This window comes from Sphingomonas sp. PWP1-2 (assembly GCF_049898305.1).
In the GTDB taxonomy this organism is placed as follows: domain Bacteria; phylum Pseudomonadota; class Alphaproteobacteria; order Sphingomonadales; family Sphingomonadaceae; genus Sphingomonas; species Sphingomonas glacialis.
The window spans coordinates 21,341-43,780 of the sequence record NZ_JAFCXM010000004.1 but is presented as its reverse complement, the minus strand read 5'-3'; the positions used below and the strand labels follow the sequence as shown (position 1 = coordinate 43,780).

Sequence of the window (22,440 nt, the reverse complement as noted above, 5' to 3'; positions counted from 1 at the left end):
CGTGCGATTAGGATCGCCTGCGCTATAGTGTACTATATCAGCAACACATAGCGAAATCTGCAGTGAACGCTGTCAGGTGTTCAGCGCGCGAATTATTCCATGCTTCCGCGCATCGCTGCGCCCGCGACGAACGGCGCACCCGCGAGCAGCACGAGGCTCACCGCGCCGAGCAGCTTGACCGCCTGCACGCCGCCTTCGATCGAGCCTGCGCCGAAGATCAGCAGCGGCACCGCGAGCGGGAGCATCACCAGCCCCGCGACCGCGCCTGCCCCGCGCAACCCGGTGACCAGCGCCGATGTCGCCACCGCGAGCGCCGCGAGGCCGGGCGTGCCGATCAGCAACCCGAGCTCGACCGCCGCCAGCGTCTCCGCCGGCAAGCCGAGCAGTCCGGCGGCCAGCACCGTGGCGACCATCAAGGGCGGACCGAAGCCGAGCCAGTGCGCCGCGATCTTCGCGGTGGCGACCGCCGCCATGCTGAACCCGCGCACCGACATTTGGTCGAGCACGCCGCTTTCGGCATCGGGGCCGATCAGTCGCTCGACTGGCATCAGCGCGGCGAGCAACGCCGCCGCCCAGATCACCCCGCCGCCGATCCGCGCGAGCAACGCCGAGTCGGGGCCGACCGCGAACGGAAAGAGGATCGTGACGAGCAGGAAGAAGGCGAGCGCATTGACGATCCCGCCGCTTGCCCAGGCGATCCGCACGTCGCGCGCGACGAGGGCGAGCAGGCCGCTCATCCGAGCACGACCGGCATCGCATCGGGCAGCGCGATCGGCAGATGCGTCGCCACGGCGACCGCGCCGCCAGCGGCGCGGTGCGTCGCGATCAGCGCTTCGAGCAGGCCGACGCTCGCGACGTCGAGGCCGTTGCCCGGCTCGTCGAGCAACCATAGCGGCGCACCGCTCGCCACGACGCGCGCCAGCGCCGCGCGGCGCCGCTGCCCGGTCGAGAGGAGGCGCACCGGGACCGCGGCGATCGCGGCAAGCCCGACGGCTTCGAGCGCCTTTGCGACGCGCTCGGTCGCGCTCGCGGCTGTGGGGTCGAGCGTCGCCCAGAAGTGTAGTGCCGCCGCGAGCGGTCGCGCCGGGTCGAGCGCGGCGGCTTCGGCCATCAGCGCGCGGTGCGGCGGGACGGTAACCGCGCCATCGGCCGGCCGCAGCAAGCCCGCCGCGATGCGGATCAGGCTCGACTTGCCGACCCCGTTCGGCCCCGACACCAGCACCGCGCCCCCCGGCGCGACGGCGAACGAGACGTGTTCGAACAGCATCCGCCCGCCCCGGACGCAGGCCACGTCGCGAAAGGCGAAGACGGGCGTCACGCCGCGCCCGCCGAATCCTCGAGCGCGTGCATGTCGTCGTCGGACAGACCGAAATGATGCCCGATCTCATGGATCGTGACGTGCGCGACGAGCGCGTTGAGATCGACCCCGGTCTCGATCCATTCGTCGAGGATCGCGCGGCGATAGAGATGGATCCGGTCGGGCAGGCCGCCACTGTCCATCGACGATTTCTCGCCGACCGGGCGGCCGTGATACAGCCCGGTCAGATCGAGCGGATGCGCGATGCCGAGCGCGTCGAGCGTCTCGTCATCGGCGAGATCCTCGACGATCAGCACGACATCGCCGAGGTGTGCGCGGAACTCGGCGGGGAGCCCGGCGATCGTCGCGCGCGCGATCGCTTCGATCGTGGCGGCGTCGGGCGGGTTACGCGGTTGATCGGCGTGCGGCATTGGCTATGCCTTACGGCGAAGGCGCGCCGTGCGCCAGCAGGAGAGCAAGCGTGCACGTTGAACCGCTGAGCGAAGACGACCGGGCAGAGGCGCTCGATACGCTCGACGAATGGGACTATGACGAGGCGCGCGACGCGATCACGCGGCGCTTCACCTTCGCCGATTTCAGCGAGGCGTTCGCCTTCATGACGCGCGTCGCGCTGCTCGCGGAGAAGGCCGATCACCATCCCGAATGGTCGAACGTGTGGAACCGCGTCGATGTACTGCTCACCACGCATGACGCCGGCGGATTGTCGCACAAGGACGTGGCGCTGGCCGAGGCGATCGACGCTTTACTTGGCTGATTATTGGGCTGAGCCGATCGTCCCGCGGCGCATCCGCTTGCGCAAGCTGCCCGGCATCCAGCGCGCGGCGAACGCCATCTTGTCGGCGGTCTTGCCGACATAGGTGTGGACCTTGTCGCCGTGGACCGCATCCCACGCCGCCTGCGCGACCTTGTCGACGTTGGTCAGCTCGAGCCCGGCGTTGGTGACGACTTGCTTGATCGAGTAATTGCTGTTGCCCGCGGGCGTCGCGAGCAAAGGCGTGTCGATGAAGCTCGGGACGAGATCGCGCACCTTGATCCCGGCGCCATACCATTCGCCGTCGAGCGCCTCGGTCAGCGCGCGGACGCCGAACTTGGTGGCCGAATAGACCGGCAGGCCCGAGGAGCCGTAGATCGCCGACGCCGACGCGGTGTTGAGCAGGCACGAGCCCGGCGTGCGCGCGAGATAGGGGTAGCCGATCTTCGCGCCGTTGAGCACGCCGACGAGGTTGATCGCGACGACGCGGTCGAGATCGTCGAAGCTCATCTCGGCGATCGGGCCGCCGGAGCCGATCCCGGCATTGTTGAACAAGACGTCGAGCCGGCCGCCCGTCGTCGCGGTGAAGGCGTCGAGGTGCGCGACCCACGCGTCGCGGTCGCGAACGTCCATCGTATAGGTCTCGACCATCCCGGCGGGCAGCATCGCGGCGGTGGCGGCGAGCCCGGCGGTGTTGACGTCGGCAAGACCCACACGCCAGCCGCGCGCCGCGAACAGCTTGGCGGTCGCCTGGCCGATCCCGGAACCGCCGCCAGTAATGAAGATCGCCTTTGTGGTGTCGGTCATGTTGCATCCTATCCGTCATGCCCGTTTCGTCCCGACATGCCCGGGCCGCTCAAGCGTTGGCGGCGAGTGTGCGATACGCGGGCGCTTGGGACAAGCCCGGGCGAACCAAGGTTTGACGCTCCCGCAAAGCTCCCGCACAAAGCGTGCGATGTCAGTCCAGTCCCCCGGCCCCGCCGTCGCCTTCGATGGTGTCACCAAAGCGTATGCCGGCGGGACGATCGCGGTCGACGGCGTGTCGGTCGAGATTGCGGGCGGCAGCTTCGTCGCGCTGGTCGGCAGCTCGGGATCGGGCAAATCGACCTTGCTCAAGATGATCAATCGCCTGATCGCACCGAGCGCGGGCGAGGTCCGCATCGGCGGCGTGGGCGTCGGTGACGAACCGCCGCACGTGCTGCGCCGGCGGATCGGCTATGTCTTCCAGAATATCGGGCTATTCCCGCATATGACGGTGGGCGAAAACATCGCGATCGGTTTGCGGCTGGCTGGCGAGAAGATGCATGCCGAACGCGTCGCCCAATTGCTCGATCTGGTCGAACTGCCGCGCGAATTCGCACTACGCCGCCCCGATGCGCTGTCGGGCGGGCAGCGCCAGCGCGTCGGCGTCGCCCGCGCGCTCGCGACCGCGCCGGGGCTGCTGCTGCTCGACGAGCCGTTCGGCGCGCTCGATCCGGTGACGCGCGACCAGTTGGGCGGCGCGATCCGGCAGCTGCACGACCGGCTCGGCCTGACGACGATCATGGTGACGCACGACATGGCCGAGGCGCTGATCCTCGCCGACCGCGTGCTGGTGATGGACAAGGGGCGGATCGTCGCCGATGCCACGCCAAAGGCGCTGCTTGCGGGCGAGGGCGGGCCGGTCGCCGCGGCGCTGGTCGCGGTGCCGCGCGAACAAGCGCGGAAGCTGCAGGCGCTGGAGCAAGGCGCATGAGCCCGTTCGTCGAAGCGCTCACGCGCGTGCCGCCTTTGCTTGCGGCGCATCTTTTGCTGGCCGCGTCGGCGTTGCTGCTCGGGCTCGCGATCAGCCTGCCGCTGGCGATCTGGTCGGCGCGAAAGCCCGGTGTCGCGCGCGTGGCGCTCGGCTTTGCGAGCCTCGTCCAGACCGTGCCGAGCCTTGCCTTGCTCGCACTTTTCTATCCATTGCTGCTGTTCGTGTCGGGGCTGGTCGGTGGCGGGATTCCAGCGCTCGGTTTCCTGCCGTCGCTGCTCGCGCTGACGCTCTATGCGCTGCTGCCGATCCTGCGCAACGGCGTGACCGGACTGCTCGGGCTCGACCCGGCGGTGATCGAGGCGGCTGACGGCGTCGGAATGACATCGTGGCAGAAGCTTCGGCTGGTCGAGGCGCCGCTCGTCGCGCCCGTGCTGATGGCGGGGATCCGCACCGCGGCGGTGTGGACGATCGGTGCCGCGACGCTGTCGACGACGGTCGGGCAGCCGAGCCTTGGCGACATGATCTTTGCCGGCCTCCAGACGCAGAACTGGGCGCTGGTGCTCGCGGGTTGCCTCAGCGCGGCGGCGCTGGCGCTTGCGGTCGATGCGCTGCTCGGGCTGATCGAGCGCGGCATTGCGCAGCGCAAGCGTGGCCGAGTGTGGGCGGCGAGCGGCGTGCTGCTCGTCGGCGTGCTGCTCGCGCTGACACCGCTGTGGCCGCGTTCGGGCGATACGATCACGATCGGCGCGAAGAATTTCGGCGAGCAATATATCCTCGCGCGCGTCATCGGGCACCGGCTCGAGCGCGCGGGCTATCATGTGCAATATCGCGATGGGCTCGGCTCGGCGGTGGTGTTCGGTGCGCTCAAGACCGACGCGATCGACGTTTATGTCGATTACGCGGGCACGATCTGGACCAACGAGATGAAGCGCCGCGACATCCCGGCACGTCCCGCGATGGTCGCGGCGATCGGCGATTGGGCGGCGAAGACGGCGCAGGTCCGGCTGCTCGGCGCGCTCGGGTTCGAGAATGCCTATGCCTTTGCGATGAAGGACGCGGCGGCCAAGGCGAGGGGCGTCGCATCGCTCGACGATCTCGTGCGCGTCGCGCCGCAGCTGACGCTCGGCGCCGATCTCGAATTTCTCGAGCGGCCCGAATGGGCGGCGGTGCAGCGCGCCTATCCGCTCAAGTTCGGCGCGTCGCACGCCTATAGCCCGACCTTCATGTACCAGGCGCTGGCGAGCGGGCAGGCCGATGTGATCTCGGCCTTCTCCTCCGACGGGCGGATCGCGGCGCAGCATCTCACCGTGCTGAGCGACCCGCGCCATGCGATTCCGGGGTATGACGCGATCCTGATGGTCGCGCCGGGGCGGGCGAAGGATGCGAAATTGGTTGCGGCGTTGCAGCCGATGGTCGGGCGAATCCCGGTCGAGGCGATGCGCGCGGCGAATTACCAGGTCGATCGCGATGCCGACAAGGCAACGCCCGATGCCGCGGCGCGGTGGCTGGAGCGCAAGGTCGGGTTGTAGCGTGCTTAGCCCCTCCCCTTCAGGGGCGAGGTTGGGGTGGGGACGTAACGGGCGCTAGGTCTCTGCGAGGCACGGCCCCACCCCCGCCCCCTCCCCTGAAGGGGAGGGGAGGATACTAGCGGCTGGCGGTCACGAAATAGTCGAGCTTGGTGTCGTCGCTGAGCACGAAGCCCTTCGCCACCGAGAAGCCCAAGCCCCGTACATCGACAACCTTGAGCCCGGCTGCGACGACCAACTCGGTCAACGCCTCGGGCGTCAGGAACTTGTCCCAATCATGCGTCCCGCGCGGGATCGTGCCGGTCCCTTCGGCAAAGGTGATCAGCGCAAGGCGCGACAACGCGGTACGGTTCGGCGTCGACAGCATCAGCAACCCGCCCGGCGCGAGCGCGCGCGCCAGCCCGGCGACGAACCCCGCCGGATCGGTGACATGCTCGATCACTTCGAGGCTGGTGACGAGATCGAACGTCTCGCCGCCCAAATCCTCGACGCTGCCGGTACGATAGTCGATCGCCAGCCCCGATTGCGTGGCGTGCGTCGCCGCCACCGCGACATTCTCCGCCGCCGCATCGAGCCCCGTCACGTTCGCCCCCAGCCGCGCAAGCGGTTCGCACAGCAGCCCCGCGCCGCACCCGACATCGAGCGCGCGCTTGCCGGCGAGCGGGGTGAAGCCCGTGTCATCGCCGAGCCAATGCGCGTCGATCCGCTCGCGCAGATAGCGCAGCCGCACCGGATTGAGCCGGTGGAGCATCGCCGACGAGCCCTTTGGATTCCACCATTCCGCCGCCATCGCGCCGAAATGTGCGGCCTCGGCCGGGTCGATAGTGGTTGCAGACGTTACGGTTGCGCTGTTCATGCCCGCTTTCTATCAGGACCGCCCGCATAGCCCAAGCCCCACCTCAAGGACTTCTGCCACCCATGGCCCGTATCGTGATGAAATTCGGCGGCACCTCGATGGCCGGGATCGAACGTATCCGCAGCGTCGCCGCGCGGGTGAAACGCGAGGTTGCGGCGGGCAATCAGGTCGCCGTCGTCGTCTCGGCGATGGCGGGCGAGACCGACCGGCTCGTCGGCTTCTGCCGCGAGGCGTCGTCGCTCTACGATCCCAAGGAATATGACGTCGTCGTCTCGGCGGGCGAGCAGATCACCTCCGGCCTGCTGGCGATCGCGCTGCAGGCGGCAGGGGTCCCGGCGCGCAGTTGGCTCGGCTGGCAGCTCGCCATCTCGACCTCGGACGCGCATGCCTCGGCGCGGATCGAGAATATCGACATGGCAGCGCTCGAGGCGAGCCTCGCCGCAGGCGAAGTCGCGGTGATCCCGGGGTTCCAGGGCGTCGACGAGCATGGCCGCGTGACGACGCTCGGCCGCGGCGGATCGGACACGTCGGCGGTCGCGATGGCGGCGGCGATGAAGGCCGATCGCTGCGACATCTACACCGATGTCGACGGCGTCTACACGACGGATCCTCGCATCGTGCCGCGTGCGCGCAAACTGAAGAAGGTGACGTACGAGGAAATGCTCGAGCTGGCCTCGGTCGGCGCGAAAGTGTTGCAGACCCGCTCGGTCGGCCTCGCGATGAAGGAAGGCGTGCGCGTTCAAGTGCTGTCGTCCTTCACCGGCGAGGACGCACCGATGGCGGATACATTGCCCGGCACGATGATCGTGGGCGAGGATGAGTTTTGGGAGGAGATCGACGATATGGAAAGCCAGCTCATCACCGGCATCGCGCACGACAAGAACGAAGCCAAGATCACGCTGGTGGCGGTGCCCGACAAGCCCGGCGCGGTCGCGGCGATCTTCGCGCCGCTCGCGCAGGCGAACATCAACGTCGACATGATCATCCAGAACATCGCGCATGCCGCGGGGTCGACCGACGTGACCTTCACCGTTCCCGCCGCCGATCTCGCGCGCTCGATCGAGGTGCTCAACCAGGGGCGCGAGGCGATCGGGTTCGCCGAGCTGGTCCACGACACGCGCGTCGCGAAGATCTCGGTGGTGGGCGTGGGCATGCGCAGCCATGCCGGCGTCGCCTCGACGATGTTCACCACGCTCGGCGAGCGCGGCATCAACATCCAGGCGATCTCGACCAGCGAGATCAAGGTCTCGGTGCTGATCGAGGAGGATTATACCGAGCTCGCGGTGCGCGTGCTGCACACCGCCTACGGCCTCGATGCGGAGGACGTCGCCGCCTGAACCGCGGCGCGCTCAGTCGTGGCCGAGCAGCTTGGTCGCGAGCTTGCCCACGAACGTCACCGGATCGCGCCCGCGGCCATAGCCGAAGTGGCGCATCTCGGCCTTGTTGCAGTCGCGCTGGCCGGCGAACATGCCGCATGCGCCGACCGGGGTCAGCGCCGCCATGCCGGTGCCGCGCGTGACGCGGGCGTCGTCGGGTTCGTCGTCGGGATTGGCCCAGCCCTCGGCGGCCGCCATCGGCGTGCGATCGTGGCGCGAGGCGCAGACGATGATGGCGGCGGACGTCGACGCCGCGGCGCAGCGTTGCAGGATCGCGAGGCGGTCGCGCGCGGGCGAATGCGCGAGATCGAAGTCGATCGGCAGCGCGGCGCCCGCGCTTTGGAGGATCAGCATCAACACCACCGACATCGGCCACCCCCCGCACTGCGTACAAAGTGGCGACGGATCGCGGCGGAACGATGGCAAACCTTTGGAGAAACGCGGCTATTTCGGTGAGCGACGGCGCAATCGCGGGGCCAGGCCGTTACCCCCTGTCCGATCAGTCCTTGGGAGCGTAGGGCCGGCTCGCGATGCCCGACCAATCCTGTTCGCCCATTCCGGCATCGACCGCGGCCCCCATTCTCGTGCGCACCGCGTCGAGCACCGGCAGCGTGATCTGCGCCGCATCGGCCAGTTCCGTCGCGAGCCGCAGGTCCTTGAGGCCGAGCTTCATCTTGAAGCCCGGCGTGAAATCGCCCGAGACGATCTTGGGCGCATAGCTCTGATAGGCGCGTGCGCCGAACAGCGTGCCGGTCATCAGGTCGAGGAAGGTGTCGGCCGCGACGCCATTGTCGCCCGCCAGCGCGACGCCCTCGGACATCGCCTCGATCGCCATGGTGATCATCATGTTGCCCGCGATCTTGGCGGCATTGGCTTGGGCGGGGTCGGTGCCGAGCGGCCAGACCTTGGTCGAGAGCGTCTCGAGCAACGGGGTGATGGTGGCAACAGCGTCTTCGGGTCCTGCGACGACGACGTTGAGTTGCGCCGCGGCGGCGGCATCGGGGCGGCCGAAGACGGGGGCGGCGACGTACGCCAGGCCGCGCTCGGCATGGTCTGCCGCGAGTGCCTTCGAGAAGGCGACCGAGATCGTCGCGGCGACGATATGGATCAACCCGGCGCGGGCGGAGTCGAGTGCACCCGAGTCGAGCAACACGCTGCGGATCGCGGCATCGTCGGCGAGCATCGTGAACACGACTTCGGTGTCGAGCGCGGCAGCGACGCTGTCGACGATCGTGACGCCGGGGACTTCGGCTGCGTCGACCGGCGAGCGGTTCCACGCGTGGACCTGATGGCCCGCCTTGGCGAGGTTGACGGCCATGGCGCTGCCCATCTTGCCGAGCCCGATGAAACCGATCTGCATGTTGAGGATCCTGTCTGGAGAAGCTGCAAGCGCAAGCGTTTGGCGGGGAGGGAGGTTCCGGGGTCGGATGTGGTCGAAGGAAGAAGGTAGAAGGAAGAAGAAGGCCCTCACCCAACCCTCTCCCGCGAAGGGCGGGAGAGGGTTGGGTGAGGGCTTTCTTCTTCTTCTTTCAAGCAAAGCCGCATGAACGACGCTGGCAACACCCTCCAGATTGGTCAGCACTTCGGTGTTCCAGAAGCGCAGGATCGTGAAGCCCTGATACTCGAGAAAAGCAGTGCGGCTAGCGTCGGCCTGCTCCGAATGCTGGCTCCCATCGATCTCGACGATGACCATCGCCTCGAGACACACGAAGTCGGCGACATATCCGCCGATCGTATGCTGGAACCGGAATTTGAACCCGTCGAGCTGCCGGTTGCGCACCGCCTGCCAGAAGAGATCCTCCGCATCGGTCCGCTCGCGGCGGAGGCGTGCGGCGTGAGGGCTGATCTGGCGGCGGATCGGCGGCATGGTGTTGATTATACTAGAAAGAAGACCCCCACCCAACCCTCTCCCGCGAAGGGCGGGAGAGGGCTTGCGCGCTGCGGGCCGCCTGCCTCTTTCCCAGCCCTTCCTGCCTTTCTAGCCCTCTCCCGCTTGCGGGAGAGGGTTGGGTGAGGGCCTTCTGCCTTCTGCCCCTCCCCAACGCTATTCCCCCATCAAATGCACCGCCACCCGCCGCCGATGCGCATTCGTGCGATGCTCGAACAGATAGATCCCCTGCCACGTCCCCAGCACCGGCCGCCCGCCGACCACCGGAATCGACAAGCTCGTCGCAGTCAGCGCCGCGCGCAAATGCGCGGGCATATCGTCGGGCCCCTCATCGTCATGCTCATACCCCGCGCTCTCGGGCGCGATCTTCGCGAAATAGCGCTCTACGTCGCGCTGCGCGGCCGGCGCCGCATTTTCCTGAATCAGCAACGATGCCGAGGTGTGGCGGACGAACAATGTCAGCAACCCCGTCTCGATCGCGCTGTCCGCGACCCAGCGCACCACCGCGTCGGTAATCTCGTGGAGGCCCTGCCCGGGGGTCGCAATCACCAGTTCGGTCGAAGTCTGTCGCATGACGCGGGCTTGCCCCAAAGCCCCGCGCGCGGCTAGGCCTGCGCGCATGAACGAAATCTCCTCGACCGGCGCAGCGCGCCTCGCCCGGCGCATGGCGCGCGGTTCCGCATTTCTTGGCTCGGAGGTCGCGATCCTGTGCGGCGCGATGTCGTGGGTGTCCGAGCGCAACCTCGTCGCTGCGGTGTCGAACGCGGGCGGCTTCGGGCTGATCGCATGCGGCGCGATGACGCCCGAGCTGCTCGACCGCGAGATCGCCGCGACCAAAACGCTGACCGACAAGCCGTTCGGCGTGAACCTCATCACGATGCACCCGGCGCTGTTCGACCTGATCGACGTGTGCAACCGCCACGGCGTGGGCCATGTCGTGCTGGCAGGCGGCCTCCCGCCCACGGGGTCGATCGACGCGATCAAGGCGAACGGCGCGAAGCTGATCTGCTTTGCCCCCGCGCTGTCGCTCGCCAAGAAGCTGATCCGCTCGGGCGTCGACGCGCTCGTCGTCGAGGGGATGGAGGCGGGCGGGCATATCGGCCCGGTGTCGACTAGCGTGCTCGCGCAGGAAATCCTCCCCGAAGTCGCCGACAAGGTGCCGGTCTTCGTGGCGGGCGGGATCGGCCGCGGCGAGGGGATCGCGGCGTATCTCGACATGGGCGCGGCTGGCGTCCAGCTCGGCACGCGCTTCGTCTGCGCGACCGAGAGCATCGCGCATGCCAATTTCAAGAAGGCGTTCCTGCGCGCATCTGCCCGCGATGCGGTGGCGAGCGTGCAGATCGATCCGCGCCTGCCCGTCATCCCGGTGCGCGCGCTCAAGAATGCCGGCGGCGACCTGTTCACCGCCAAGCAGCGCGAAGTCGCGCAACTGCTCGACGAGGGCAAGGTCGCGATGGCCGAGGCGCAATTGCAGATCGAGCATTATTGGGCGGGCGCGCTGCGCCGCGCGGTGATCGACGGCGATGTCGAGCATGGCAGCCTGATGGCGGGCCAGTCGGTCGGGATGGTGACCAAGGAAGAGCCCGTCGCCGAGATCATCGCGCTGCTGATGGCCGAGGCTGCGGCGGCGCTCGAGCAGCGCGCAGCCTAAAGGTTGCGCGCGACGCGTGCGGCGTTCGCCTTACGCAAGTTAAAGATACAAATTAGGTCAATATCAGGGGTGTTGATTGGGCCGAGGTCCTTCCGTGTCTCGGTCGACCCGCCGCCACTATAGGTGGCGGCGATGGTAAAAAGCCCTGAAATATGCCACAAGACATCGATCTCGAGTCGTTGGTCATGGCCAACGATCCATCGGATACTGTTTAGCGTCGTATAGCGTCTATCGATACTCTTGATGGGGTTGGCCGATGACGACGAACTTGCTCGATGTGCAGGAGGCGCTGCAGGCAAAGGGCTTCGATCCCGGGCCGCTCGACGGCGTGCGCGGGCGAAAGACGATCGCCGCGATCCTGGCATTCCAGTCCGCCGCAGGACTGATGCCCGATGGGATCGTCGGGCGGCAGACGCTCGCCAAGCTGATCCCCGGCACCGATCCCGCGACGCTGACGCTCGCCTCGACGATCCCCTGGCTTGCCGAGGCGCATCGCCTGCTCGGTTTGAAGGAAGATACTGGCGCCGGCAGCAACCAGCAGATCCTGCAATGGGCGCGCGATTTGCACATTCCATACGACGATGACGATGTTCCGTGGTGCGGGCTCTTCGTCGGCCATTGCATCGCGTCGCAACTGCCGCGCGAGCCGCTCCCCGCCAACCCGCTCGGCGCGCGGTCGTATGAGACATTCGGCAAGAAAGTCGCGCCGCAGCCGGGCGCTATCATGGTGTTCTGGCGCGAGTCGGAGGGCAGCGGCAAAGGCCATGTCGGCTTCTATGTCGGCGAAGACCAAGTCGGCGATTTCCTGATCCTCGGCGGCCATCAGGGCAACGCGGTGTCGATCATCGGCAAGCCGCGCGAACGGTTTCTCGCCGCGCGATGGCCGAACACCGCCTTGCCTGCGACGGGCGGGCCGGTGCTCGCCCAGGTTCCGGGTGTCGGCAACCAGGTCGAAGTCTGACGCGCCGCACGGTCCGCCGGTTCAAGTGCCGAGCCTCCGCCCGCAGCCTCGTCGTTCCCCGGCAGCGCGTGATCGAGCGCGCGGATCACCGCGTCTCGGCATCGCCGACCTCCGCCCGGTAACGCCGCGTTAACCCTGTCATGCGACACCCAAGTCCCGGACTGGAGTTGCGTGATGAGATCGATTCGAATTTCGGCGTCCGCGCTGTTGCTGGCTGGAGTCGCGGTGATGAGCGGATGCGCATCGCATCGCTTGCCATCGGTCGCGACGGTCACGCCGCCCCCCGTGGCGATCGCCGCCACGGCGCCCCCTGCGGGCAGCTATCCCGGAATGCCGATCCCCGCGCGCCTCGCCGACGGATCGTACGCCACGCCCAATCGCGCGCTCAGCGCAGCGGCGACCGTCTGGCACTTTCGCGCCGGGCTCAACGTCGCGGCGCTCGCGTGCCGCGGCCCCGGCGATGCGCTCGTCGCCGCGCGCTACAATGCAATCCTTACGCGCCAGAGCAGCGTCTTGCGCGACTCCGAAGCAAGGCTCGCCGACGAATATCGCGGCAGCGGCGGGACCGCGTGGCGCGCGCGCTACGACCATGCGATGACCGTGCTCTACAATTTCTTCTCGCAGGGCTTTGCGCACGACACCTTCTGCGCGTCGGCGACGCAGATTCTCGCGGAGAGCGAGACGATCGCACCCGCAGCGTTCCCCGCCTTCGCGGCGGCGCGCCTGCCGGTGCTCGACGGCGCCTTTACCGATTTCTACGCGCGCTACGATCGCTGGCGCGCGGGCGCAGCGCCGGCTGCGATCACGGCACCAGCGCCGCCGCCGATCGTCGCGCAGCGCCGCGCAGCGCCGCGCGCGACGCTGGCATCGACGCCCGCGACGCCGTGGATCCAGCTCGATCAAGTCGCGTTGCTGCCCGATCCCGAGGGGCGCGAAGTCCACGGTGGTGCGCCGCGCACGCTCGCTGCGACGCGCCCGCGCCGCTGAGTCAGCGCTGGCCGATGACCATGCGCAGCGCGCCGAGGTCGCCCGAGACGAGATAGACCGCGATGGCCGCCCCGCCGCCGAACACCACGGCGATCGCGACCGACGCCAAGCCGGCAATGACGCCGCCTTGCCGCCGCCGCGCGAAGCTGCTGCGCTGGCTCGGCTTTCCGAGCTTGAGCTCGGCATAGCCCGCACCCGCGCCGCCGAGCGCGGTCATGATCACGGTGATCAGCGCGCCAAGCGGCGTCTGCCAGGCGAGCCCGATCGGCAGCACCAGCGCGAACGGCGCCGCCATCGCAAACGCCGCCAGCAGCTTCGCGCGGTTGATCTGGTCCTTGCTGACCGGCGCGACCGCGAGCAGATCGGGCGCATCCTCCGCCGACACCGTCAGCCAGGCAAAGCTGCCGACGAGCTGGCTCGCGATCAGGACGCTGGCAAAGGCGAGGGCTGGCGGCACCGGCACCGCATGGCGGCTGCCGAGCATCGCGAGCACGAGCGGCGCCATGTAGATCAGCCGCATCACGATCTGGAAAGCAAGCGCCGGATCGCGCGCGAGCAGCCGCCATTCCTTGGCGAAAATCGATCGCGTTAGCCCGGCATGGAACAGCCGCTGGCTCGCGCGGCCGGTCGGCTTGCTGCGCGACAGGCGGTTGCCGCCGTCCTGATAGCCCGACAGGAACAGCCGCTGGAGCGTCAGCCCCGCACCCGCAAACAGCAGCAGCGCGACGCCGAGCAGGATCGCGATCGCCAGCGGATCGCCGAACGCGGCGCGCCCCGGCAGGCTGCTCAGGCCGTGCGTGCCGAACCCGCTGGCACGCAGCCGCTCGAAGTGCGCGACCATCGCGCTGCCCTTGTGGTCGGCGCGCGGATAGAGTTGAGAGGCGAGGAACACCGCGCCGCCGAGCAACGCCGCGAGGATCTGCCCGAAGGTGCGCGCGGCACGTGGCCCGACCAGCGTCGCGACCGCGAGCGTCAGCGCGATCCCGACGGCGCTCGCGGTCAAGGCGAGCGCGACGAGCAGCGCCACTACGCCGAACAACTGCGGGTGACCGAGCACGGCGACGGGCACGACGATCGGTAACAGCAATACGGCATAGGTCAGCGCGATCGTCGCGGCGATGCCGAGCATCTTGGCGAGCAGCACGCTGCTTTCGGGAATAGGCGCCGAGAAGAGCAGAGCCAGGTCGCCCGTGTCATACAGGCTGCGCTGGCTGCCGAGTACCGCTTGCGCGGTCATGAAGCTCAGCATGAGCCCGCTCACGCCAAGCGCGGCGATGCGCAGTTCGGGCAGGACGGGGATCGCGGTGTCGCGCGCCGCCCAGCCGATCAGGCAGCCGATCGCCAGCCATGCTGCGATCAGCAGCCAGCCGATCACTTGCGTCGCGCCGAGCCGCGCGAGCAAGCCCCGCCGCCCGCTGGAACTGCGGGCGCGCACCGCCAGCCGCACTTCGTTCAGCGCGAGCCAGCCGAACGAGCCCGGCGGGACGTGACGCATCGCCCAGTTCACGCGGCGACGGCGTCCGGTGTGGTCAGGCGGATGAACGTGTCCTCGAGCGTCATCCCCTCGGTCCCCGCACGATCGCGCAGATCATCGAGCGAGCCCTCGGCGAGGAGCTTTCCGCCGCCGATGATGCCGATCCGGTCGGCCATCCGCTCGGCGACCTCGAGGATGTGCGTCGTCACGATCACGGTCTTGCCGGCATCGACCGCGCTGCGCAGCGCATCCTTGACCGAGCGCGCCATGCTCGCATCGAGCCCGGTCAGCGGCTCGTCGAGGATCAGCAGTTGCGGATCGTGGATCAGCGCGCCGGCAAGCGCGACCTTCTGCTGCATGCCGCGCGAAAAGCCCTCGCAGCGCGTGTCGCGTTGCTCCCACAGGTCGAGCCAGTGGAGCAGCCGGTCGGCTTCCTGCGCGGCATGCGCTGGGTCCATCCGCCACAGCCCGGCGACGAAGGCGAGATATTCGAGCGGGCTGAGCTTGTCGTAGAGCATCGGCTCGTCGGGCAGCCACGCGGTGATCGCCTTGGCACCGAGCGGATCGCGGCGTGCGTCGACGCCGAAGATCTCGATCGAGCCGGCGTCTGGCTTGGCGAGCCCGGCGACCATCCGCAACGTCGTCGTCTTGCCGGCGCCATTGGGCCCGAGCAGCGCATAGAGCTGTCCCGCGGCGATATCGAGGTCGAGCCCGGCGATGACGGGCTTGTCGAACGCCTGGGCCAAGCCTCTGATCCGCAGCGCCAAAGGGGAAGAGAAATCGCTCATGTGTCCTGTTTAGGCGATACACTCGGATCGTCCAGCCGAAACAGGGTCTCGACGGGACGATCGAGCGCGACGGCGAGTTTCAGCGCGAGAATCGTCGAGGGAACGAAGATTCCATTCTCCACGGTGTTGATCGTCTTGCGACTGACGCCGACGCGCTCGGCAAGCGCGGCCTGCGTCAGATCGAGCCGTTCGCGTTCGGCTTTGAGCGTGTTGTGGAGTGTTTCGGCCATTCAGCGCGCGGCCTGCAGTTCGAGCGTCGCGAGCCGGACCTGCGCCGCGACGATCGCCGTGGTGAAGATGATCCGCGCGCTGTCGCTTGCCGAGAGCAGTCCGGGCACGTCGCCGATCGCAAGCATCGCGGCGGCGGCGAGCAGGCCCGCCCAGAAGCCGATCGCACTGCTTGCGCGGCGATGCTCGCGCGTGACCTCGTCCTCGAGCAATTGTGCGAGCGGGCCGTTCTTCAACCGTGTCACCAGCGGCGAGAGATAGAGCACCGAGACGAGCGTGAAGCCGAACCACATGCCCTGGAAGAAGGAGCCCCGCGATGTCGCGAAGGTGAGGCCGAGCAACACGACGGTGAGGCCCGCAAAGGCGTATAGGCCAAGCGCGCGCGCGCGCGCCTTGCGTTCGGCGAGTTCGATCATTCCCATCATCATTCCCCTTTCGAGTCGTAACCTACGGGTTACATGTAACCTAAGTGTTACATCGCCGCAAGCGCCGTAAAGGGTTCCCTCGCTTGCCTGGTTAGATTAACAGCCGGGGCATGACGACGGCCAGCGACCTCGATCAGCCCGCGCAAGGCCGCATCGTCGGAACCGTCCACCGGTTTCCGCTGCGCGTCTATTTCGAGGACACCGATCTTTCGGGAATCGTCTATCACGCCAATTACCTGCGCTACATGGAGCGCGCGCGCTCGGACATGTTGCGCGTCGTCGGGATCGACCAGCGCGCGCATCAAGAAGCCGGCGGTGGAGCCTATGCGGTGACCGCGCTCGCGATCCGGTATCGCGCGCCGGCCAAACTCGACGACGCGCTGATCGTCCTGACGACGCTCCAGAATGTCCGTGCGGCGTCGGTCGATATTCAGCAACGAGTCATGCGCGGCGAGACGATACTCACCGAGGCAGACGTCACTGCGGCCTTGGTCGCGACGAATGGCCGGCCGCTGCGCCAGCCGCAGGAATGGATTGCGGCGTTTGCCCAAGCGATGGGCGAACGCGCGATGGGATCAGGGGATAGCGCCACGTGAACGAAATCATGCTCAACACCGACGCAACGACGCTGTCGCCGATCGCGCTGTTCCTCCAGGCCGACTGGGTGGTGAAGACGGTAATGATCGGGCTGTTGGCGGCGAGCGTGTGGACCTGGGCGGTGATCCTCGGCTTCTTCTTCCGGCTCGGCGCCACGCGTCGCAAGACCGCGGCCTTCGAGCGCGATTTCTGGAAGGCCGAGGATATCGATGCTTTCCACCGGCTGCATAACGAGAGCGATCTGCCGATCGCGCGCGTGTTCACCGCGGGCGTCGCCGAGTGGCGCCGTTCGACGGTCGGCGGGCAAGTCGACCGCGGCGGCACGCGCGAGCGGCTTGCGACGGCGATGGGCGCGGCGGTCGCCAATGAGATCGACCAGCTGTCCGATCGGTTGAACATCCTCGCGACCGTCGGCTCGGTCGCGCCGTTCGTCGGGCTGTTCGGCACGGTGTGGGGCATCATGCGCAGCTTCACCGGCATCGCGCAGGCGCAGAACACCTCGCTTGCCGTCGTCGCGCCGGGCATTGCCGAAGCGCTGTTCGCGACCGCGATCGGGCTGTTCGCGGCGATCCCGGCGGTGATTGCGTACAATCGCTTCAGCCACGGCATCAACCGCATCGAGGCGCGGCTCAACCGCTTCGCCGACGGTTTCCACGCGACGCTCAGCCGGCAGCTCGAGAGCGAGGTGCGCCGGTGAGGGGCGCATTTTATTCTCCCCTCCCGCAAGCGGGAGGGGAGTAGAAAATGTCGATGAACCTCCCCTCCCAGCGCGGCCGCGGGCGTCGCGCGCCGATGGCCGACATCAACGTCACCCCGTTGGTCGACGTGATGCTGGTGCTGCTGATCATCTTCATGGTCACCGCGCCGTTGCTTACCGCAGGTGTGCCCGTGACGCTGCCCGACAGCCGCGCGAAGGCGCTCGACCAGGACCAGAAACCGCTCGTCCTGTCGCTCGACGGCGCGGGTAAGCTGTTCCTCGACAAGGATCCGTTGAGCGAAGCGATGCTCCCCGACGTGCTCGCCCAGCTCGCTGCCAAGGGCGATCCGGCAAAGCCGCCACAGGTCTTCCTGCGCGCCGACCGCAAGCTCGATTACGGGCACGTCATGCGCGTGATGGGGGAACTCAACCGCGCCGGCTATAACCGCGTTGCGCTGGTGACGGTGGGCCAGGACGGCCAATGACGCGAGCGGAGCAATACGGACTCGGGGCGGCCGTGCTCGGCCATGTCGCGTTGTTCGCGCTCCTGTCGCTTGCCTGGAGCAGCGCGCCTACCCCGCCGCCGATGAACAAGCCGATCGAAGTCTCGCTGGTCGACGACGTCGCGCTCGACCAGACCGCACCCGCGGCGCCTGAGCCGCCTGCGCAATCCGCCGCGCCCGATCCCGGGCCCCCCGCCGAGGCGCCGCCGCCCGAAGCGGAAGAGGTCGCGCCCGAGCCGGCTCCACCCAAGCCTGCGCCGGTGGTACCCAAGCCCGCGCCGCCGAAGCCTGCACCCAAGCCGGCGCCGAAACCCGAGCCCAAGCCCGACGCAGTGCCGCCGCCCAAGCCCGCCCCGAAGCCCAAGCCTGCGCCCAAAAAACCCGCCGCCGAGAAATCGGAGGCGGCCGACAAGCCCGCTGCCAAGCCGGCACCCGCCAAGGCCGCGCCCGCGAAGGCCGCACCCGCCAAGAGCGCGGCGTCGACCAAGGCGGTGGCGACCGCCAAGTCGACGGGTACCAATCCAAAGGCGACCAAGGCCAAGCCGACCGGATCGCTGCTCGACGATGATTTCCGCAAAGGCCTGACGCAATCGCCCTCCAAGGCCAAGGCCTCCGAAGCCGCGCCCGGCGCGACGATGGATGCCAAGGCCGCCGCCGACATCGGCTCGGCGATCCGCCGCCAGGTCCAGCCGTGCGCCGATCGGCAGGTCAATCCGGGCCCCGGCGCGTCGCGTATCGTCGTGACGATCCGGCTGTCGCTAAACCGCGACGGGTCGCTCGCCGGGCGACCGACCGTGTCGGACGATCATGGCGGGGTCGATGACGAGAACCGCCGCTATGTCGACACGGTCGATCGCAACGCGATCGCGACCTTCGCCGGCTGCGCGCCGCTGCGTGGGCTTCCGCCCGAGCTTTACGACGTGCCACGCGGGTGGAAGACCTTTATCCTGCGCTACAAACTTCCCGGCTGAGGAAAGACGATGATGCTCCCCAAGACGATCCTCGCATTTGCTCTGGCCGCGGCGCCCGCGGCGACGCTTGCGCAAACGGGATCGGCGCCGCTGCCGGTGCCGTTCCCGAATAGCCCGCAGAGCGCACCGCAGGCTGGCGGGCAGGCGGGCGCGGCCAATCCGCAACAGCAGGGCGAGCTCGTCGTCGATGTCGTCGGCGGCGTGTCGGCGCCGCTCGGCATCGCGATCCCGGTGATGCCGACGTCGGAGGCGGTCAGTACGGCTGCCGGCCGCACCGACGAGCTCGGTCGGCAATTGTCCGATATCGTCACCACCGATCTGCGCAATTCGGGGCTGTTCAAGCCGCTCGGCGGCGACGCGCTCCATCCGATCGCCTATCCCGAAGTAACCGCGCCGACCTTCGATTACTGGGGGCCGGCAGGCGCCTCCGCCCTCGTCCAGGGGTTCGTTCGCGCCAATGGCGACGGAACGCTGACGGTCGGCTGCTATCTCTACGACGTCTCGTCGCGCGCCGAGATCGCGCGGCAGGGCTTTGTCGTGCCGCCGAGCGAATGGCGCCGCGCGGGGCACAAATGCGCCGACATGGTCTATTCGAAGCTGACCGGCGAAGGCCCCTATTTCGACAGCCGCGTCGTCTACATTTCGGAGACTGGCCCCAAGGGCAAGCGCATCAAGCGGCTCGCGATCATGGACCAGGATGGCGGCAACCACCGCTTCCTGACCAACGGCCAGGCGATCTCGCTGACCCCGCGCTTCTCGCCCGACCAGCGCTCGATCGTCTATATGAGCTATCTCAAGGATCGCCCCGCGATCTACGTCTACGATCTGGCGAGCGGATCGTCGCGGCTGCTCGTGGCGAGCGCCAACCTGACCTTCGCGCCGCGGATCTCACCCGATGGCCGCTTCGTGCTGTTCTCGATGGCGGTCGGCGGCAATACCGATATCTACCGTGTCGCCTTCACCGGCGGCAGTCCGCAGCGGCTGACCGATTCGCCCGGGATCGACACCGGCGCGACCTATTCGCCCGACGGCGGACGTATCGTGTTCGAGAGCGATCGCTCGGGCACGCAGCAGCTCTATGTGATGAATGCCGACGGATCGTCGCAGCAGCGCATCAGCTTCGGCAGCGGGCGCTATGCAACGCCTGTGTGGAGCCCGCGCGGCAACTTGATCGCCTATACCAAGATCGGCGGATCGTTCCGCATCGGCGTGATGAGCCCGGCGGGCGGCAACGAGCAGTTGCTCACCGACGGCGCGCAGGACGAAGGCCCGAGCTGGTCGCCCAACGGTCGCGTCATCATGTTCTTCCGCTCGGGGATGGGCGGCGGCGGACGCGCCGATCTGTGGTCGGTCGATCTCACCGGGGTCAATGTTCGGCGCGTTCCGACGGTGCTCGATGGATCCGATCCCGCCTGGGGACCGTTACGCCCCTGATATCAAGCCAAGCGTTTGACTCACCGTTGCGACCGGGCGAAGCCGTTAGCTTACCTCGGTCTGTGCCCGAAACGACCTTTTACCTCTGGGAGAAGCCGCCATGGCGAAACTGACCACGACGCTGCTGATTGCCACCGCTCTGCTCGCGACCACCGCGTGCAGCAAGAAGCGCCCCGCCGAGCTGCCGCCCGCGCCCGGGGCGGTAACCGATCAGAGCGGCTCGGGCGGGCAGGGCGCCATCGTTCCTGGCTCGCGCGCCGATTTCGAGCGGTCGGTGACGAGCAACACCGTCAATTTCGCGCTCGACAGCTACAGCCTCGATGACCGTGCGCGGTCGATTCTCGACAGCCAGGCGACGTGGCTCGCGCGCTATCCCAACACGCCGGTGAGCCTCGAAGGTCATGCCGACGAACGCGGCACGCGCGAATACAATCTGGCGCTTGGCGATCGTCGTGCGCTCTCGGCGAAGAACTATCTCGCGGCACGCGGCGTCGCGCCGGGCCGGATTTCGACGATCAGCTACGGCAAGGAACGCCCGATCGCGCTGGGTTCGGACGAAGCCAGCTGGGCGCAGAACCGTCGCGCGGTGACGATCGTTCTGAACTAAGCTGATCCGTCACCCCGGGCTTGTTCCGGGGTCCACTCGGATGCGCGCCCTACGGTCGTAGAATGTGTGGCACGGTGGACCCCGGCACGCGGCCGGGGTGAAGAAGATGGGGATGGGGGCGACGTCGGCTTTTGCTGGCGTCGCCCTTGCCATGTCCGTGACCCTTACCCCTCCCGTCGCTATCCTCCACACTCCCTCTCTGAACGGGCGAGGGAATAGGCTTGCCTCTCCTCAAATCCCGATATAAATATGATATCATATTAACGGGAGGCATTGATGGTCGAGTCGCCAACACGCAACACAGCACTCACGCTGTCGCACGAACACACCGCGGCTACGTCGAGCGGGTACATGATGTTGATCGTGATGCTCGTGGCGCTCGGCTTCGGGCTGTTCGGCGCGAGCTTGCTTCAGGACGAATCGACGCTCGGCGGCGTGCTCGTTGCGATCGCGGCGCTCGTCATCGCCTTCGTCGCCTGTGGTTTCTACATGCAGCAGCCCAACCAGGCGACCGCGATCACGCTGTTCGGCGCGTATAAGGGCACCGACCGCAAGACCGGCTTGCGCTGGCTGCTCCCCTGGCTCGCGCGGAAAAAGGTTTCGCTGCGGGCCAACAACATGATCTCCGAGCGGTTGAAGGTGAACGACCTGCGCGGCAACCCGATCGAGATCGCGGCGCAAGTCGTGTGGCGCGTCACCGACACTGCGCAGGCGCTGTTCGACATCGACGACTATAAGGCGTTCGTCATCGTCCAGATCGAGGCGGCGGTGCGCACGATCGGCGCGCGCTACCCCTATGACGATTTCGAGCATCAGGAAGTGACGCTGCGCGGCAATCACGACCAGGTCGCCGCCGAGCTGCGCGCCGAGCTGATCGCGCGCCTCGCGACCGCGGGGATCACCGTCGACGAATGCGGGTTCACGCACCTCGCTTATGCTTCGGAAATCGCCGGCGCGATGCTGCGCCGCCAGCAGGCGCAGGCGGTGGTCGCGGCGCGCAAGACCTTGGTCGAGGGCGCTGTCGGGATGGTCGAGATGGCGCTCGCTTTGCTCAGCGAGAAGAACGTCGTCGAGCTCGATGACGAGCGCCGCGCGGCGATGGTCTCGAACCTGATGGTCGTGTTGTGCGGCGAGCGCGATACGCAGCCCGTCGTCAACGCCGGCTCGCTCTACCAGTAACGAGCTGGACGGTGGCGGCTCCTCCCAAGAAGGCGTTCGCGCTTCGCCTCGACCCTTCGCTGTACGCGGCGGTCGAGCGGATCGCGGCGGCCGATCTCAGGAGCGTCAACGCCCAGTTCGAATGCCTGCTGCGCGAGGCGCTCGCCAAGCGCGGCGTCAAGCTCGAAGCGCCCAACCCGCCCCGGCGCGGGCGGCCACCCAAGGAGGATGACGATGCAGACGCGTGACGTGATCGACCATTACCGCGCCGAGCCGGGCTATTGGTTCGTGCCCAAGCTGTTCGGCATCGGCGCGACGCCAGTGACGTGGCAGGGCTGGGCGCTGACGATCGGGTTTGCGGTGTTGCTCGTTGCCGATATTCGCTTCGTCCACGAGCGGATCGCGCAAATCGCGATCGGCGTTGCGCTCTTCGCGGTCTTCACCGGTATCGCTGTGCGCAAGACCAAGGGCGGCTGGAGCTGGCGCTGGGGTATCCGGGGCTAGGCAGG

At 67.8% G+C, this 22,440-nt stretch carries 28 protein-coding genes and 1 pseudogene; 16 read left to right on the top strand and 13 right to left on the bottom strand.

From position 1 onward, the window contains the following. Positions 1-92 precede the first annotated feature (92 nt). From ACP7C5_RS11240 to ACP7C5_RS11230, 3 genes are read right to left on the bottom strand one after another with little or no spacing between them, the layout of a single operon-like run. The gene (locus ACP7C5_RS11240; RefSeq protein ID WP_426264314.1) at positions 93-737 is read right to left on the bottom strand and encodes a heme exporter protein CcmB; all 645 of its coding nucleotides are present in this window, start codon (positions 735-737) and stop codon (positions 93-95) included. After that, complete coding sequence (gene ccmA / locus ACP7C5_RS11235; protein WP_426264313.1) at positions 734-1,318, bottom strand: heme ABC exporter ATP-binding protein CcmA; 585 nt, start codon at positions 1,316-1,318, stop codon at positions 734-736. The genes ACP7C5_RS11240 and ccmA overlap by 4 nt, the downstream gene beginning before the upstream one ends. Continuing rightward, on the bottom strand, positions 1,315-1,728 hold the full coding sequence (locus ACP7C5_RS11230) for a metallopeptidase family protein (RefSeq protein ID WP_426264312.1): 414 nt from the start codon (positions 1,726-1,728) through the stop codon (positions 1,315-1,317). Before ACP7C5_RS11230 ends, ccmA begins: the two co-directional genes overlap by 4 nt. A 50-nt stretch (positions 1,729-1,778) precedes the next feature. On the opposite strand from ACP7C5_RS11230, the gene ACP7C5_RS11225 reads away from it, so the two are divergent. Then, positions 1,779-2,072: a 4a-hydroxytetrahydrobiopterin dehydratase gene (locus ACP7C5_RS11225; protein WP_133191545.1), complete on the top strand. Its 294-nt coding sequence runs from the start codon at positions 1,779-1,781 to the stop codon at positions 2,070-2,072. Here ACP7C5_RS11225 and ACP7C5_RS11220 read toward each other — a convergent pair whose 3' ends face one another. Continuing rightward, a complete protein-coding gene (locus tag ACP7C5_RS11220; protein WP_133191546.1) occupies positions 2,073-2,876 on the bottom strand; it encodes an SDR family oxidoreductase in 804 nt (267 codons plus the stop codon). 148 nt (positions 2,877-3,024) lie between these two features. On the opposite strand from ACP7C5_RS11220, the gene ACP7C5_RS11215 reads away from it, so the two are divergent. Then, entirely contained in the window at positions 3,025-3,804 is a 780-nt protein-coding gene (locus ACP7C5_RS11215) for an ATP-binding cassette domain-containing protein (protein WP_426264311.1), read from the top strand. Continuing rightward, the gene (locus tag ACP7C5_RS11210) at positions 3,801-5,333 is read left to right on the top strand and encodes an ABC transporter permease/substrate-binding protein (RefSeq protein ID WP_426264310.1); all 1,533 of its coding nucleotides are present in this window, start codon (positions 3,801-3,803) and stop codon (positions 5,331-5,333) included. Before ACP7C5_RS11215 ends, ACP7C5_RS11210 begins: the two co-directional genes overlap by 4 nt. A gap of 115 nt (positions 5,334-5,448) precedes the next feature. Here ACP7C5_RS11210 and ubiG read toward each other — a convergent pair whose 3' ends face one another. Continuing rightward, positions 5,449-6,186, bottom strand: a complete 738-nt coding sequence (gene ubiG, locus ACP7C5_RS11205) for a bifunctional 2-polyprenyl-6-hydroxyphenol methylase/3-demethylubiquinol 3-O-methyltransferase UbiG (protein ID WP_426264309.1) — start codon at positions 6,184-6,186, stop codon at positions 5,449-5,451. Positions 6,187-6,248: 62 nt separating this feature from the next. On the opposite strand from ubiG, the gene ACP7C5_RS11200 reads away from it, so the two are divergent. Continuing rightward, a complete protein-coding gene (locus ACP7C5_RS11200) occupies positions 6,249-7,523 on the top strand; it encodes an aspartate kinase (RefSeq protein WP_354287213.1) in 1,275 nt (424 codons plus the stop codon). Positions 7,524-7,535: 12 nt separating this feature from the next. On the opposite strand, the gene ACP7C5_RS11195 is transcribed toward ACP7C5_RS11200, so the two are convergent. The 4 genes and pseudogenes from ACP7C5_RS11195 to ACP7C5_RS11180 all read right to left on the bottom strand — a co-directional run bounded on the left by ACP7C5_RS11195 (position 7,536) and on the right by ACP7C5_RS11180 (position 10,023). Further along, on the bottom strand, positions 7,536-7,931 hold the full coding sequence (locus tag ACP7C5_RS11195) for a hypothetical protein (RefSeq protein WP_426264308.1): 396 nt from the start codon (positions 7,929-7,931) through the stop codon (positions 7,536-7,538). 130 nt (positions 7,932-8,061) lie between these two features. Next, positions 8,062-8,922 carry an NAD(P)-dependent oxidoreductase gene (locus ACP7C5_RS11190; RefSeq protein WP_426264612.1) on the bottom strand — a complete coding sequence of 287 codons (861 nt, stop codon included), beginning with the start codon at positions 8,920-8,922 and terminating at the stop codon, positions 8,062-8,064. A gap of 240 nt (positions 8,923-9,162) precedes the next feature. Beyond that, positions 9,163-9,429: pseudogene (locus ACP7C5_RS11185) on the bottom strand (endonuclease domain-containing protein); the annotation flags it as partial. A 177-nt stretch (positions 9,430-9,606) separates the two neighbouring features. Next, on the bottom strand, positions 9,607-10,023 hold the full coding sequence (locus tag ACP7C5_RS11180) for a secondary thiamine-phosphate synthase enzyme YjbQ (RefSeq protein WP_426264307.1): 417 nt from the start codon (positions 10,021-10,023) through the stop codon (positions 9,607-9,609). A gap of 46 nt (positions 10,024-10,069) precedes the next feature. Here ACP7C5_RS11180 and ACP7C5_RS11175 point away from each other — a divergent pair, with 46 nt between their 5' ends. From ACP7C5_RS11175 to ACP7C5_RS11165, 3 genes are all read left to right on the top strand, one after another. Then, positions 10,070-11,101: an NAD(P)H-dependent flavin oxidoreductase gene (locus tag ACP7C5_RS11175; RefSeq protein ID WP_189676291.1), complete on the top strand. Its 1,032-nt coding sequence runs from the start codon at positions 10,070-10,072 to the stop codon at positions 11,099-11,101. Positions 11,102-11,357: 256 nt separating this feature from the next. Continuing rightward, positions 11,358-12,062: a TIGR02594 family protein gene (locus ACP7C5_RS11170; RefSeq protein WP_426264306.1), complete on the top strand. Its 705-nt coding sequence runs from the start codon at positions 11,358-11,360 to the stop codon at positions 12,060-12,062. Positions 12,063-12,236: 174 nt separating this feature from the next. Beyond that, the gene (locus tag ACP7C5_RS11165; protein ID WP_206365602.1) at positions 12,237-13,049 is read left to right on the top strand and encodes a hypothetical protein; all 813 of its coding nucleotides are present in this window, start codon (positions 12,237-12,239) and stop codon (positions 13,047-13,049) included. Between the two features lies 1 nt (position 13,050). On the opposite strand, the gene ACP7C5_RS11160 is transcribed toward ACP7C5_RS11165, so the two are convergent. The 4 genes from ACP7C5_RS11160 to ACP7C5_RS11145 are packed head-to-tail and all read right to left on the bottom strand — an operon-like array spanning position 13,051 to position 15,961. Beyond that, positions 13,051-14,544 (bottom strand): hypothetical protein, encoded by a 1,494-nt coding sequence (locus ACP7C5_RS11160; RefSeq protein ID WP_426264305.1) that lies wholly within the window; start codon positions 14,542-14,544, stop codon positions 13,051-13,053. An 8-nt stretch (positions 14,545-14,552) separates the two neighbouring features. Further along, positions 14,553-15,311, bottom strand: a complete 759-nt coding sequence (locus tag ACP7C5_RS11155) for an ABC transporter ATP-binding protein (protein ID WP_426264304.1) — start codon at positions 15,309-15,311, stop codon at positions 14,553-14,555. Continuing rightward, complete coding sequence (locus tag ACP7C5_RS11150) at positions 15,308-15,541, bottom strand: helix-turn-helix transcriptional regulator (RefSeq protein WP_133191557.1); 234 nt, start codon at positions 15,539-15,541, stop codon at positions 15,308-15,310. The genes ACP7C5_RS11155 and ACP7C5_RS11150 overlap by 4 nt, the downstream gene beginning before the upstream one ends. Next, complete coding sequence (locus ACP7C5_RS11145) at positions 15,542-15,961, bottom strand: hypothetical protein (RefSeq protein WP_133191558.1); 420 nt, start codon at positions 15,959-15,961, stop codon at positions 15,542-15,544. Positions 15,962-16,074: 113 nt separating this feature from the next. On the opposite strand from ACP7C5_RS11145, the gene ybgC reads away from it, so the two are divergent. The 9 genes from ybgC (at position 16,075) to ACP7C5_RS11100 (ending at position 22,435) form a co-directional block, all read left to right on the top strand. Continuing rightward, positions 16,075-16,560 carry a tol-pal system-associated acyl-CoA thioesterase gene (ybgC, locus tag ACP7C5_RS11140; protein ID WP_426264303.1) on the top strand — a complete coding sequence of 162 codons (486 nt, stop codon included), beginning with the start codon at positions 16,075-16,077 and terminating at the stop codon, positions 16,558-16,560. Between the two features lie 8 nt (positions 16,561-16,568). Beyond that, positions 16,569-17,258: a protein TolQ gene (gene tolQ / locus ACP7C5_RS11135; RefSeq protein ID WP_189676644.1), complete on the top strand. Its 690-nt coding sequence runs from the start codon at positions 16,569-16,571 to the stop codon at positions 17,256-17,258. 47 nt (positions 17,259-17,305) lie between these two features. After that, positions 17,306-17,743, top strand: coding sequence for a protein TolR (gene tolR, locus ACP7C5_RS11130; protein WP_133191561.1), 438 nt, complete (start codon positions 17,306-17,308; stop codon positions 17,741-17,743). Continuing rightward, a complete protein-coding gene (locus ACP7C5_RS11125) occupies positions 17,740-18,732 on the top strand; it encodes a cell envelope biogenesis protein TolA (protein ID WP_426264302.1) in 993 nt (330 codons plus the stop codon). Before tolR ends, ACP7C5_RS11125 begins: the two co-directional genes overlap by 4 nt. Before the next feature lie 9 nt (positions 18,733-18,741). Next, a complete protein-coding gene (gene tolB / locus ACP7C5_RS11120; protein WP_426264301.1) occupies positions 18,742-20,166 on the top strand; it encodes a Tol-Pal system beta propeller repeat protein TolB in 1,425 nt (474 codons plus the stop codon). A 100-nt stretch (positions 20,167-20,266) separates the two neighbouring features. Further along, on the top strand, positions 20,267-20,773 hold the full coding sequence (gene pal, locus ACP7C5_RS11115; RefSeq protein WP_133191564.1) for a peptidoglycan-associated lipoprotein Pal: 507 nt from the start codon (positions 20,267-20,269) through the stop codon (positions 20,771-20,773). A gap of 276 nt (positions 20,774-21,049) precedes the next feature. After that, the gene (locus ACP7C5_RS11110; RefSeq protein WP_133191565.1) at positions 21,050-21,952 is read left to right on the top strand and encodes an SPFH domain-containing protein; all 903 of its coding nucleotides are present in this window, start codon (positions 21,050-21,052) and stop codon (positions 21,950-21,952) included. Between the two features lie 11 nt (positions 21,953-21,963). Then, positions 21,964-22,179: a toxin-antitoxin system HicB family antitoxin gene (locus tag ACP7C5_RS11105; RefSeq protein ID WP_133191566.1), complete on the top strand. Its 216-nt coding sequence runs from the start codon at positions 21,964-21,966 to the stop codon at positions 22,177-22,179. Then, complete coding sequence (locus ACP7C5_RS11100) at positions 22,166-22,435, top strand: hypothetical protein (RefSeq protein ID WP_426264300.1); 270 nt, start codon at positions 22,166-22,168, stop codon at positions 22,433-22,435. The genes ACP7C5_RS11105 and ACP7C5_RS11100 overlap by 14 nt, the downstream gene beginning before the upstream one ends. Positions 22,436-22,440 lie beyond the last annotated feature (5 nt).